11 protein-coding genes and 1 pseudogene are annotated in these 12,317 nt (G+C 69.7%); 6 read left to right on the top strand and 6 right to left on the bottom strand.

What is annotated here, in order from left to right; genetic code table 11:
- Positions 1 to 476: 476 nt before the first annotated feature.
- From ABH941_RS36750 to ABH941_RS36740, 3 genes and pseudogenes are all read right to left on the bottom strand, one after another.
- Positions 477 to 678: pseudogene (locus tag ABH941_RS36750) on the bottom strand (transposase family protein); the annotation flags it as partial.
- A 103-nt stretch (positions 679 to 781) separates the two neighbouring features.
- Positions 782 to 1,501: a response regulator gene (locus tag ABH941_RS36745; RefSeq protein WP_370134936.1), complete on the bottom strand. Its 720-nt coding sequence runs from the start codon at positions 1,499 to 1,501 to the stop codon at positions 782 to 784.
- Complete coding sequence (locus ABH941_RS36740; protein ID WP_370134934.1) at positions 1,498 to 2,340, bottom strand: sensor histidine kinase; 843 nt, start codon at positions 2,338 to 2,340, stop codon at positions 1,498 to 1,500. Before ABH941_RS36740 ends, ABH941_RS36745 begins: the two co-directional genes overlap by 4 nt.
- A 137-nt stretch (positions 2,341 to 2,477) precedes the next feature.
- On the opposite strand from ABH941_RS36740, the gene ABH941_RS36735 reads away from it, so the two are divergent.
- Complete coding sequence (locus ABH941_RS36735) at positions 2,478 to 3,191, top strand: ABC transporter ATP-binding protein (RefSeq protein ID WP_370134931.1); 714 nt, start codon at positions 2,478 to 2,480, stop codon at positions 3,189 to 3,191.
- A complete protein-coding gene (locus ABH941_RS36730) occupies positions 3,188 to 5,497 on the top strand; it encodes an FtsX-like permease family protein (RefSeq protein WP_370134928.1) in 2,310 nt (769 codons plus the stop codon). Before ABH941_RS36735 ends, ABH941_RS36730 begins: the two co-directional genes overlap by 4 nt.
- Before the next feature lie 184 nt (positions 5,498 to 5,681).
- On the opposite strand, the gene ABH941_RS36725 is transcribed toward ABH941_RS36730, so the two are convergent.
- Genes ABH941_RS36725 through ABH941_RS36715 form a run of 3 tightly spaced genes read right to left on the bottom strand, consistent with a single transcriptional unit; the run spans position 5,682 to position 7,214 of the window.
- Positions 5,682 to 6,074 carry a hypothetical protein gene (locus ABH941_RS36725; protein WP_370134925.1) on the bottom strand — a complete coding sequence of 131 codons (393 nt, stop codon included), beginning with the start codon at positions 6,072 to 6,074 and terminating at the stop codon, positions 5,682 to 5,684.
- Positions 6,071 to 6,364, bottom strand: coding sequence for a hypothetical protein (locus tag ABH941_RS36720; protein WP_370134922.1), 294 nt, complete (start codon positions 6,362 to 6,364; stop codon positions 6,071 to 6,073). Before ABH941_RS36720 ends, ABH941_RS36725 begins: the two co-directional genes overlap by 4 nt.
- Positions 6,357 to 7,214: a hypothetical protein gene (locus tag ABH941_RS36715; protein ID WP_370134919.1), complete on the bottom strand. Its 858-nt coding sequence runs from the start codon at positions 7,212 to 7,214 to the stop codon at positions 6,357 to 6,359. Before ABH941_RS36715 ends, ABH941_RS36720 begins: the two co-directional genes overlap by 8 nt.
- Positions 7,215 to 8,073: 859 nt before the next feature.
- Between ABH941_RS36715 and ABH941_RS36710 the strand changes: the two genes are divergently transcribed.
- The 4 genes from ABH941_RS36710 (at position 8,074) to ABH941_RS36695 (ending at position 12,285) form a co-directional block, all read left to right on the top strand.
- Positions 8,074 to 8,691, top strand: coding sequence for a hypothetical protein (locus ABH941_RS36710; RefSeq protein WP_370134917.1), 618 nt, complete (start codon positions 8,074 to 8,076; stop codon positions 8,689 to 8,691).
- 290 nt (positions 8,692 to 8,981) lie between these two features.
- Positions 8,982 to 9,800, top strand: a complete 819-nt coding sequence (locus ABH941_RS36705) for a class I SAM-dependent methyltransferase (protein WP_370134914.1) — start codon at positions 8,982 to 8,984, stop codon at positions 9,798 to 9,800.
- 672 nt (positions 9,801 to 10,472) lie between these two features.
- On the top strand, positions 10,473 to 10,793 hold the full coding sequence (locus tag ABH941_RS36700; protein WP_370134912.1) for a hypothetical protein: 321 nt from the start codon (positions 10,473 to 10,475) through the stop codon (positions 10,791 to 10,793).
- A 97-nt stretch (positions 10,794 to 10,890) separates the two neighbouring features.
- Positions 10,891 to 12,285: a DUF4331 domain-containing protein gene (locus ABH941_RS36695; RefSeq protein WP_370134910.1), complete on the top strand. Its 1,395-nt coding sequence runs from the start codon at positions 10,891 to 10,893 to the stop codon at positions 12,283 to 12,285.
- Positions 12,286 to 12,317: the final 32 nt, after the last annotated feature.

The following is a 12,317-nucleotide window of genomic DNA, read 5'->3' as shown; positions in this document are numbered from 1 at the left end:
AAGAGCTCTACCCCACCGAACTCCCCAAGGGCGCCCCCGCACTACCCAACACCACCGCTGACTGATCGGCTACACCACACCAAGGGACGCGATCCGAAGTGGTGTAGGAAGCCGAACCGCCTCGCTCCGGTGACCGCCTCCGCAGCATGGACCGGCAAGGTCCCTTGAGCGGTGTCGATGCTGTTCCCGGCCGCGGGAGCGGCCCCTGCCCGGGCGTCGGCCCTGCTGGCGCGTGTGACCTGTGGAGTCGAGAACTCCCGGGTTGGACGGAGCGCACGAAGTCGATTGCCTCGTCCGTCCGCATTCATGACGCCTGCAGGGGGACCGCAGGGTCTCCACCGGCCGGTCGGGCAGGTGCAGCGAGTCGCCCGGATGGTAGAGGCTGTTCTCAACGACGTAGCCCAGGTTCGCGCAGTCCGGAAAGCCTCCGTAGGTGGGCGCGTGCCGCCCGCCCTGGGCGTTCACCTGGAAGCCGGCCGCACACGGACCGACACCACCACACGTCTGCCGTCCACCGCCACGTCGGCCACCGTCCGGCCGTGGAACCCGTGCACCCGCCCGGTCGGAGTCCCGCACCGGACACGGAACCGGATCATCCCGCGTGCGGGCCACCACCCGAATCAGCTCACCCTCGTCGGCCACACTCTCGACCATCAAAGCAGACAGACCCGAAAACACCACACCGACAATCGAGTTGACGTCATCCATGCCCCAGGCCCGCACGCCATGACTCATAGCTACCACCGATTGCGGGACAGAGCCCTTCACCGTACAGACCCCGCTATGTGCCTGGTGCGGCGGTTTCGGGATCCTCGCCGGGGGTGACCAGTCCTGTTTCGTAGGCGATGACGACGGCTTGGGCGCGGTCGCGCAGGGAGAGTTTGGTGAAGATCCGAGCCACGTGGGTTTTCACCGTGGCCTCGCTGAGTGTCAGGAACTGTGCCAGTTCGGCGTTGGACAGGCCTCGGCCCATGAGGGTGAGGACCTCGTATTCGCGGGGGGTGAGCGGGGCGAGATCACGGTGGGTGGCCGGGGTGTTGAGGTCCGGCGCGGGCTTGGGGGCGCCGGAGGCGAAGCGCTCCACGAGGCGGCGGGTGATCGAGGGCGCGAGCAGTGCGTCGCCGGTGTTGACCAGGCGTACGGCGGCGGCCAAGTGCGCGGAGGTGACGTCCTTGAGCAGGAAGCCGCTGGCGCCCGCGGCGAGGGCGGCATAGACGTAGTGGTCGAGATCGAACGTGGTCAGCATGATCACTCGGCAGTCCGGGCTCTGCGCCAGTACCTGCCGGGCGGCCTCCAGACCGTCCATGCCGGGCATGCGGATGTCCATGAGCACGACGTCAGGGCGCAGCCTGCGCACTGCGGCCACCGCCTCAAGGCCGTCGGCGGCCTCGCCGACCACGTCGATCCCGCGGGCGGTCAGAATGAGGCGGAAGCCGGTGCGGACCAGTTCCTGGTCGTCGGCGATTACGACGCGGGGGGCGGGTTCGGTACGAGTCGTCATGGCCGGTCCAGTGGTATCCGGGCGCGGACCCGGTAGCCGCCGCCGAGTCGGCGGCGGGCGTCGAGGTCGCCGCCGTAGACGGCGACCCGCTCCCGGAGGCCGAGCAGCCCTCGTCCTGTTCCGTCGGCCTGCTCCTTGGTCGGGCGCCCCTGGGGTGTGGAGCCGTGGTCCGTCAGCGCACTGGGTCCGCCGTTCAGGACCTCGACGCGAATGTAGTGGTCCGCGTAGCGCACCTTCACCTCGGCCTTCGTCCCGTCCCCGTGCTTGAGTGCGTTGGTCAGGGCTTCCTGGATGATCCTGTAGGCAGTGACCTCGACTCCGGTCGGTAGAGGGCGTGGCTCCCCCGAGACAAGGACGTCGACGGGCAGGCCGGCGAAGGAGATCTTGTCGATCAGGGCGCTGAGCCGGCTGAGGCTGGGCTGCGGGGACAGGCCGGCAGCGTACGGCTCGTCGTCGCCGTTCGGTGCGGGTGCGAGCAGCCCGAGGAGGTGCCGCAACTCGGTCATGGTGCTGCGCCCGGCGGACTCGACGGCACTCATCGCGGCCGCGGCCTCGTCAGGCATGGTGGTCAGCACCTCGCGCGCGGCCCCGGCTTGGACGACCATGAGGCTCACGTTGTGGCTGACGATGTCGTGGAGCTCCGCCGCGATCCTGGCCCGCTCGGCGTCGACGGCGGTGCGCGCCGCACTCGCGCGCTCGCGCTCAAGCAGCCATCCCCGCTGGTCCATGGCCCTGAGGTGCAGCCGCCGCGTCCGGATCAGCGCAGCGCCCGAGCAGACAGCGGCAGCGCACGCCGCTACCAGCGCGACCACCAGCCAACCGACGCCTGAACCCCACATCCGTCTCACCCTTGCAGCCTGCGGCCCGTTCCGCATCATGCTCAAGGTCCAGCCCCGTACATCCACGGCATGACGTGCCCGGCCGGTTACATCCGTGGGGTGACGCCCGAGCACGCGCCCGCTTCTAGGTTCGTGCCATGACTATTGATGATGGCGGTTCGCCACAGGTCGTCGTGCGCCTGGACGGTGTGCGCAAGGAGTACGGCGGCGAGGCGATGGCCCTGGACGGAGTGTCGCTGGAGATCCGCGCCGGGGAGGCGGTGGCGGTGATGGGGCCCTCCGGCTGCGGTAAGTCGACGCTGTTGAACATGGTCGCGGGTCTGGACCGCCCGTCATCGGGCACGATCGAGGTGCGGGGCCAGGACCTGGGGAAGCTGAACGAGACCGGGCTGGCGTTGTTCCGGCGGCACCACGTCGGCATGATCTTCCAGTTCTTCAACCTCATCGACGACCTGCCCGCGCTGGACAACGTCGCGCTGGCCGCACAGCTGACCGGAACCTCCGCCAAGCAGGCGCGCCGGCGCGCGCTGGAGCTGCTCGACGAACTCGGCATCGCCGATCAAAAGGACATGTACCCAGCGGCGCTCAGCGGCGGCGAGCGGCAACGCGTCGCCGTGGCCAGGGCGCTGATGAACCGTCCCGCGCTGCTGCTGGCCGACGAGCCGACCGGCGCCCTGGACAGCCGCTCGGGCGAGCAGGTGATGGATCTGCTGATCGACCTCAACCAGATCGGCCAGACGCTCCTGATGGTCACCCACGACCCGAAGCTGGCCACCCGGTGCGCCAATCGCCTGATCGAGGTTGCCGACGGCCGGGTGGCCCGCGAGAGCAGCCTGGAGCGGACCGCGTGAGCGCGGTGTGGCGGGCCTCGCGCGGGGCCGTGAAACGCCGCCGGCTCCAGACGATCGTCATCGGACTGGCCGTCATGTGCTCCACCACGGCGATCCTGTGCGCGCTGGGCGTGCTCGACGCCGCGTCCACCCCCTTCGACCGGGCGTACTCCCAGCAGCGCGGCGCCCACGTCGTGGCCACTTTCGACACCACGAAGGCCTCCGACGAGCAGCTGTCCCTGACGGCACAGCGCCCGGGGGTGCAGGCCGCGGCGGGGCCGTTCGACCAAGCCGTGCTCACCTTCTCCAAGGATTTCCTCGGCAGCCCACCCGGGGCCCTCACCGTGGTGGGCCGGTCCACACCCTCCGGCCCGGTGGACGACCTCACGCTCCAGGCGGGGCGCTGGGCCACCGCCCCCGGTGAGGTCGTCCTGGGCATGGGCGGCGGCAAGACCTGCGGCCAGGCGGGACACTGCCCTCTGGGCAGCACACTCCAGGCCGACGGCGCCCCGCCACTGAAGGTGGTCGGACTCGCCAGCAGCGTCAGCAGGTCCGCCGACGCCTGGGTAACGCCCAGGCAGATCGCTGCGCTGCACCCGACCTCCGCCCAGATGCTCTACCGCTTCACCACCTCCGGGACGGAAACACAGCTGCGCGCCGGCCTGAACCAGGTCACCGCCGGACTACCCGCGGGCGCGCTGAAGGCCTCGCAGTCCTACCTCACCCTCAAGCAGGCCTTCTCCGCCCTGGCCGACTCCTACCTGCCCTTCATGACGCTCTTCGGCGTCCTCAGCCTGCTGGTCTCCGTCCTGATCGTCGCGAACGTGGTCAGCGGCGCGGTCGTCTCCGGCTACCGGCACATCGGCGTCCTCAAGGCCGTGGGCTTCACGCCCAACCAGGTGGTCGCCGTGTACCTCGGGATGGTCTCGGTACCTGCGATCGCCGGCTCCGTCCTGGGCACCCTGCTCGGCACCGCGCTCGCACAACCCATGCTGGGAATCGTCTTCCACGGCGTCCAGACCGGCGGCGCCACCCCCGCGATCGCCGCCTGGGTCCCCGCCGTCTGCCTCCTCGGCATGCCCCTCATCGTCGCCCTCGCCGCGCTGATCCCCGCGCTGCGCGCGCACCGGCTGCCGGCAGCCCGAGCCATCACCGCGGGCAGCGCACCGCGAGCCGGGCGCGGACTGCGCATCCAGCGCCGGCTCGGCGGCACCCGTCTTCCACGCCCGGTCACCCTGGGCCTGGGTCAGCCGTTCGCCCGCCCCGCCCGCACCCTGATGACCGCAGCCGCGATCGTCCTCGGCGTCGCCACGGTGACCCTGACGACCGGCCTGAGCAGCACCATGGTCGCCTATACCGACGCGGGACCGGGCACCCCACAGATCGACATCCAGACGGGATCGACCGCAGCCGGCCAAGCCCTGCCAACGCTGAGCGACGCCCAGGACGAGGCGGTACTGCGCTCCCTCCCGGGCGTGCGGCAGTTCGCCGCCAATGCGTCCTTGGTGGTGCACGTGATCGGCTACACGCAGCCCACCACCGCGTTCTTCTTCCGTGGCGACCCACCCGCCGCGTCCTACCAGATGGTCAAGGGCCACTGGCTGGACGGTCCGGGGCAGGCGGTGGTCGGACCGCAGTTCCTGGCGCAGCACGGGCTGGCGATCGGCGACCGGCTCACCCTCCAGCTGAACGGGCGGAGCGCCGCCATGACCATCGTCGGCCAGACCGTCGACGGGGACGCCCGGGGCCTGAACGCCTCCTGGCCAACCCTGGCCGATCTCGCCCCCGACCGCCGAGCGAACGCCTACACCCTCCAACTCGCCCCAGGCACCGACACCCAGACCGTCCTTCACGCGATCCGGGCCGCGGACCCGGGCCTGTACGCCGCGTCGGCCAGTTTCCCGATCGGCCCGACCGTCGCCGTCGTCAGCTTCTCGTCCGCGTTCACACTGCTCCTGACCATTGTCGCCGCCCTGGGAGTCTTCAACACTGTCCTGCTGAACACCCGCGAGCGCCGACGCGACCTGGGCATGCTCAAGTCGATCGGGATGACGCCGCGCCAGGTGATCGCGATGACGGTGACCTCCGCTGCCGGGCTCGGGCTGGTCAGCGGCTTGGCCGGCATTCCCCTGGGTATCCTCGTGCACCGACTGATCGTGGACCACGTCGGAGTCATCGAATTCACCGAGTCCATGAAGGACGTCTGGCACCCGCCGCAGTTGGCCGCCCTCGCCCTGGCCGGGGTCGCCATCGCCGTCCTCGGCGCGCTGATCCCCGCACGGTCGGCGGCCCGCCTGACAATCGCCGCCGTGCTCCACAACGAATAGTCCTGTGGCTGCCCTCGGCCTGTGGGTCCCTCTGAACTGGGCTGATACGGCACGGTTCAGGGGGCGGTCTGGAAGGGGCAGCGGAAGCGACGACGGAAGGGGCCACGCCAGGGACCACGGGTTGACGTCGACCAGCGTGTAGGCCGTGGCGTTCCAGGTGCAGCGGGGTCGGCGGGGGTGTACGTCAGCCGTTGAGGCGCGGGTCGTTGATGCTGACGGTGACGATGCCGGGAGGATAGTCCTCCTGGCGGTCGGTCAGGATCAGCTGCTGGGTCGGGCGCAGTGGTGTCGGCAGGCATGCGGCGATGGCGTGGCAGGTTTCCGGGCTGCCGTAGCCGTCGCGGATCATCGTGCCGACCGTGGTGGCCTGGGCGGCGTCCAGGGGTTCGATCTCCACGACGGGCAGGGCCAGGATGCGGCCTGCGGCGCCTTCGTCCGCGACCTCGGCGGCCATCAGGCACAGGGCGGGCACGAGCAGGTGCTCGAAAGGGGAGGCTGCGGCGTTGCTGACCAGGCGGTGCATTTTGCGGTGTCCGGTGGCGAAGGCGGTCACGGCGCTGGTGTCCAGGATGATCACGCGGCGTGTCCGGGCCGCTTGAGCTTGGCCCGGGCGTCCTGTGCGGCGATCTCGTAGACCCGGTTGAGGATGTTCGGGCCGGTGTCGAGTTCCTCGTCGGTGAGTGTCATGCCGAACGATTCGCGCAGGACCTGTCGGGTCCGCGCAACCCGCCCGGCGATTTCCTCAGCCGTGAACTGCTGGTGGGACAGCCGGGCGACCAGTTGCCCGATGCTGGTGCCGTTCTGGGATGCCAGCGTCGCCAGGCGGTCCCTCGTTTCCGTCGAGACCTTGATCGTCGTATCAGCCATGGGCACATGGTATACCTGGTGAATACTTCTCGTAAACGACTCGCTCGTGAGTTGAACGATTGGTCTGGCGTCTTTCTTGCGGTTCCTGGGCTACCTGGCGGCCGCCGTCAACGCCACCCGGCTGATTCACCCGCACCGCGCGGCGCGCCTCCCGAGCGGAGCGGCCCGGCCCCGCTCGCTCCTCGTCGTGACGGGCGGGGCGGGCCACGCCTTCGTTCGGCGGGCGCGAGCGGTCACGCCTTGGCGGCTGCCCGACGGCGCAGGAGGGCCAAGCCGGCGAGCAGGGCTGCAGCGGTGAGTCCGGCTCCGAGGGCGAGCTCCCGCGTGTCGCCGGCCCTGACGCCGCCACCGCGACCCGCGCCCACCGGTCCGTTGACTGCGGAGAGTGCGACGACCTGGTGCATGCCCAGGAACGCGTGCGGGACGCCGGTCTTGTCGTCCCCGGGGCGGTGAAGCGGGGCCGGCCGTTGACCGTGGTCTGGACGATCTCCTGGTCGTGGGCCGGAGTGTCGCTGTCGAAGGCCCCGGTCACCTGCATGGTCTGCAGGGTCACCTGGTGGCCCGGAGTGAACAGCTGGTTGAAGTCCAGGAAGTAGTAGGTGCCTGCGGTGAGCGGGATGGTGACCTGGACCGGGGTGGCCGGGTCCACCGTGGCGCCGCCGACGGCCGTGATGTCCTTCGTGGCGGCGGTGATCCCGGCGGCCGAGACCGACGGTGTGGTGGAGGTGGCCTGCTTCAGGTCCTGGAGCGCCTTGGCCTGGGTCACGCCGGCGTTCAGCCGGAAGCCCTGCAGGGCGTGGCCCGTCGGGTCCGCGGTGGTCGTGGCGAAGGTGACGAACCCGGCGTTCACCTGCGCCGGAAGCGTGAATCCGGAATTCGGTGATGCTCCCGGCCTGCGGGCCCATCTGGCCCTGCGCGATGCCGAGGTCGCCTCCTGGCCTTCCTGGAGCCGGCCAGCCGCGGTTGGCTACGCCGGTTGCCCGGTGCCGGTGAATCGGCTCGGTGTGCGGATCCGGCTCGACCCGACCGACCCCGAGCCGGAGACCGGTGTGCCGCGGTCGCCGACAGCTGCTCGATCCCCGGCGGCCGTTAGGGGCCCCTGCCACAGAACAGGAGCCCCCGGCCGTGCCGGCAGACAGTTACCGGCCGGTGCGCCCGGCTTTCGGACACAGGCGCACGAGCCAGACTGGCGTCAGGACCACCCGGTAGCAAGGACCTTCCCCCGGACAGCCCATCGGGCCGACCAGGGCGATCGTCTCAACTCACAGCGCACATAAACCTTTTGGGAAAGCTTGGCGTCCTACGCCGTGTGGGGCTGTGAGGCTGGGTACAGCCGCGCGGATGCGAAGCGGCCGCGGACCTGGTCGGTGACGGTCTCCAGGCGGCGACCCCGATCGTCGATCGGGTCGAAGAGCAGTTGCCGGACCACCGTGTCGTTACGGCGCTGATCGTCGGCGTGCAGGGCCCGCGCGATGACCTGGACACGCTGAAGCCCGAGCCTGGCGGGCGGTCTGGACGAGAGTGGTGGTGCGCTCAGTGGGTTCGGCCAGGGTGCGGATGCGGGTGGTGGCCGGCTGAGGCCGTGCGCAGTCGGCACCGAGCGTCACCCGAACGCCCCGACCGCCTTGCCTGCGCTTGGCCTGGGCCATCGCATGGGGTACAGGTCGCGGGGCCCGTCCGGGACCCGCCCGATCGCAGGAAAGGGTGCCATGTACACACGCACGCTCTACGCAACCGGTGACCCCGCAAAGGTGGACGGGGCCGTCGAGGTGCTCAGCACCGCCGGCCACAAACTGCTCGCCGACCAGCCGGGCTTCCGCGGTCTCGGGGTCTTCGTCGACCGCGAGCTGGGGAAAGTGGCCGTGGGCACGTGGTGGCAGGACGAGCAGTCCCGGGACGCCAGTGACGCGCACCTGCGCGGGCAACGCACAGCCATGCTCGCCCCGTACGTGACCACGTTGGCCACCGAGAACTGGGAGGCGGCCGTCTTCACCCGCCCGTCGCGACCGCTCGCGGCCGGCGCGGGCTTCCGGATGGGCCGGCTGGAGTTCGAACCGTCCGACGGCGACCTGCTGGTGGAGACGTTCAAGAACATGGTCGTACCCAAGTTCCAGGCCATCCCCGGGTTCGAGGGGACGTCGCTGTTCATCGACCGCGCGAGAGGTCGGGCAACCGTGGGCGTGCTCTACACCGACCACACCGCCCTGGCCGCATCCCGAGCCGCCCAGGCGGCGGTCCGCGGCGAAGCCATCACCAAGGCACGCTTCACCCTGCGCAGCGTGGAGGAGTTCGAGCTGGCCTTCATGACGATGCCTGAAATGCCCTGAACCCCGCAACAGCACGCCGGGCGGGGGCCGCTGACTCCGTGCGGAACTCCGGGTGGTTCTCGCGGACCCGGGGCCCCTCAGCTACGGCGATGCGGGTGCTCTGCAGGTGCCTGGGCAGGGGGGTTCGCCGCATCGGTCCTGGCGACGTTCGCCGCACACTCCTCGGGCTCCTCGACCCTGGTCCGCTCGGGCAGCCGTGCTCATTCGCGGTGGATCGTAAGGGTGAGAACGAGGTGGCGGCAGAGTGCGTCAGTCAGACGGACAGACGACGGCTGGCTAGGGTGCGCGATATGACCGCTATGGACACCTTTGCCGCACGCTATCTGTCCGGGGATGCACTCTGGGGAGACGATTTCACTCCGCAGCAGATCGAGGAGTGGTTCGCCGACGAACGCGAAGCGTACGCAGACCTGGGATCCGCATCCTCCTGCGCGGAGGCCTATGGCTACCACGGACTGAACCTGCAATCCGGCTACCGCCATCTCCCGGGTCGTCGCTTCGCCCACGCCCTGGGCGTGGGCAGCGCCTTCGGCGGCGAGTTCCTCCCGCTCCTCGAGCGAATCGACAAGATCACGATCCTGGAACCGTCATCGAGACTGCGCTCGACGGACCTGCGAAGCGTCCCGCTGCGCTACGTCGACCCCTCGCCGGCGGGCGACATGCCCTTCGAGACGGACACCTTCGAGCTGGCCGTGTGTCTCGGAGTGCTCCACCACATCCCCAACGTCACCAAGGTGGTCCAGGAGATGGGGCGGGTGGTCGCCCCGGGCGGATGGGTCGTCATCCGGGAACCGGTCATCTCCATGGGTGACTGGCGCTCGCGACAGCACCCGGGACTGACGAAAAGGGAGCGCGGGATCCCGCGGCGGCTGCTCGAAGCGGCAGTGCGCGACGCAGGTTTCTCGATCCAGTCAAGTGTGTTCTGCGCAGCGACGCTGACGCCCAGGATCGGCCGAGTACTCCGGCGCAACCTGTACGGAACGAGGTGGGGCGCTGCCGTCGACCGTGCCCTGGCGGTGAGCACCGCCTGGAACTACCGGTACCACGCGGACAATCTCTGGCAGAAACTGCGCCCGTCTGCGGTCTGCATCGTCGCCCAGAGGCAGTGACGAGCAGGCGCGGTGCACTCGTCGGCGTACGTGCACGCGTAGTGATCGTCAGATGCTCGATCGCGATTCGGCCCTGCGGGAAGGCACATTCGCGATCGACGACGGTGCAGGAAAGCCGAGCCGGTGGAACACCGTGCGGGCGATGCGCGTACTCCGGTGGCACGAGCGGGAACCGGCGTAGGCCAAGCCCAGGGATTCCGCGCCCGCGCTGTCGTCGACCATCACGTCCACGGGGTCTCAGGGCCGGTCGGAGCCCAGGCCAGGGGATCGTGGGTGGGGAATCTCGGAGAGCGGGTCTGTCCCACCGCCGAGCGTCGGGCGGGGAGATTCAAGGAGCCTCATCAGCCGGTCCGGCTCGGCTCACGCCGAGGATGTGTCGACGCGTGAGCGCGCTGCCAGGTTCACCCTTTCAGTCGCGACGTGCAGCCGTGAGCTGCGGTTTCACCGCGCTCCCACAACCTTGGCGAGGTTGCCCCACGTGAGCGGTACTTGACTGAATGTAACAGTCGGGGCTTGACTGCGAGCGACCGTCGCCGTCTCGTCGGGAACCTTCTCCCCGCTCACTCCGGCCTGCCCTCTCCTACGGGGGTCGGTTGGCTTTTGTGCCGACGGGTCGGCACGGAGCCCGACGATCGCGGCATCCCCACCTCGCGCCACTTCGGAGGACTGCCCATGCCCGAAACCCTCGACCCCACCGAACCTGATGCAGCATCACCCATGTCACGTCGCGGCCTGATCAAGCACGCCGCAGTAGCCGGCACCGCGACCGTCGCCGCGGGGTTCGCCCTGAGCACCGGCCTGGCCGGTACCGCCGCGGCGGCCGGCGACACGACCAGGGCGCCCGAGCACACGAAGCCGAAGATCTCGGACGAGCCGTTGATGGTTCGCGTCGTCGACGTCCGCACCGGCGAGCTCGACATCTTCCAAGGCCACCGCCACCACCGCGTCCGCGACCGCAAGCTCGTCGCCGAGCTCCTGCGCGCGGCCCGCTGACTCCCGGGTTCTCCACCTGAATCCCCGGCCGGGGCCCGCATTCCGCACGGCCCCGGCCGGACCGTACCTGTCCCTGCCCCCATCTGTGAGGTTCGTCTTGTCCTCCCACCGTGAAGCCCCCGAGATCGCCAAGGACCCGGTCGCCGACAGCACCGACCTCTACGCGTTCGTCAGCCCCGACGCCTGCGACACCGTCACACTGATCGCCAACTACATCCCGCTCCAGAGTCCCGCGGGCGGCCCGAACTTCTACGAGTTCGGCGACGACGTGCTCTACGAGATCCACATCGACAACGACGGAGACGGCCGGGCGGACATCACCTACCAGTTCCGCTTCACCACCCACCTTCGAAATCACAACACGTTCCTGTACAACACCGGCCCGATCACCTCCCTGAACTCGCCGAACTGGAATCGCTTCCAGACCTACACGGTCACCCGTGTCGAGGCGGGCGGGCGCACGACGGTCCTCGGCAGGGACCTGACCTGTCCGCCGTGCAACATCGGCCCGCTGTCCACCCCCGACTACCCCTCCCTCGCCAAGGCGGCCGTGCACAGCCTGGGCGAGGAGCGGAAGGTGTTCGCCGGACAGCGCGCCGAGGGCTTCTACGTCGACCTCGGCTCGATCTTCGACCTCGGCAACCTGCGACCGTTCCAGGAACTCCAGGTGTTCGCGAAGGCGATGCACTTCCAGAGCGCTCCCGGAGTGGACTCCACCGAGGAGCTGAACGTCCACAGCCTCGCCCTGCAGGTCCCGATCCACGAGCTGACCCGCGGCCGCTGGAGCGGCACAGACGTGGACGACCCACGCGCCGTCATCGGTGTGTGGACCTCCGCGAGCCGCCGCGCCGCGCGCGTCATCGAGCATGGCCGCGGAATGGATGCCCAGTCCGGTCCGTTCGTTCAGGTCTCCCGGCTGGGGAACCCGCTCTTCAACGAGGTCATCGTGCCGATGGCCCGCAAGGACGAGTGGAACGCCGTGCCCCCGGCGGACGACAAGAGGTTCGCCGGCTACGTCGCCAAGCCGGAACTCGCCGGGCTACTCCCGGTGCTCTACCCGGGGGTGTTCCCGAACCTGGAGGCGCTGGACAAGTCCGGCAAGCCGCGTGCGGACCTGCTCGCGATCCTGCTCACCGGCATCCCCAAGGGCATCGTCTCCGGCTTCCAGAACTTCACCGGAACCATTGAGGCCGACATGCTGCGCCTCAACGTCGCGGTCCCGCCGACGGGAAAGCCGAACATCCTGGGCCTGGTAGCGGGCGACGCGGCCGGCTTCCCCAACGGGCGCCGGGTCTTCGACGACGTCGTCACCGTCGAACTGCGTGCCATCGCGGGCCTGACCTTCCCGCTCGTCGACAAGACCTTCACTCCCGACGGCGCCGCCGGCCAGATCACCGACGGTCTCGACAGCACCGCACCGGAGAACCCCTACCTGGAAACCTTCCCGTACCTCGGCGTCCCCTACGACGGCTACCACCACCCCGCCTCCTGAACCGGCTCGCTTCCGGTGCCCCTGACTGCGGC

This window comes from Streptacidiphilus sp. EB103A, assembly GCF_041261405.1.
Classification (GTDB): domain Bacteria; phylum Actinomycetota; class Actinomycetes; order Streptomycetales; family Streptomycetaceae; genus Streptacidiphilus.
The sequence above is the reverse complement of the archived record's forward strand: the minus strand, read 5'-3'. Positions and strand labels throughout refer to the sequence as shown.

What these genes read in the sequence shown, in the direction of transcription:
- ABH941_RS36705 (WP_370134914.1), top strand. Translation starts at nt 8,982, where the DNA reads ATGACCGCTATGGACACCTTTGCCGCACGCTATCTGTCCGGGGATGCA.
- ABH941_RS36720 (WP_370134922.1), bottom strand. Translation starts at nt 6,364, where the DNA reads ATGGCTGATACGACGATCAAGGTCTCGACGGAAACGAGGGACCGCCTG.
- ABH941_RS36735 (WP_370134931.1), top strand. Translation starts at nt 2,478, where the DNA reads ATGACTATTGATGATGGCGGTTCGCCACAGGTCGTCGTGCGCCTGGAC.
- ABH941_RS36700 (WP_370134912.1), top strand. Translation starts at nt 10,473, where the DNA reads ATGCCCGAAACCCTCGACCCCACCGAACCTGATGCAGCATCACCCATG.
- ABH941_RS36740 (WP_370134934.1), bottom strand. Translation starts at nt 2,340, where the DNA reads ATGTGGGGTTCAGGCGTCGGTTGGCTGGTGGTCGCGCTGGTAGCGGCG.
- ABH941_RS36710 (WP_370134917.1), top strand. Translation starts at nt 8,074, where the DNA reads ATGTACACACGCACGCTCTACGCAACCGGTGACCCCGCAAAGGTGGAC.
- ABH941_RS36745 (WP_370134936.1), bottom strand. Translation starts at nt 1,501, where the DNA reads ATGACGACTCGTACCGAACCCGCCCCCCGCGTCGTAATCGCCGACGAC.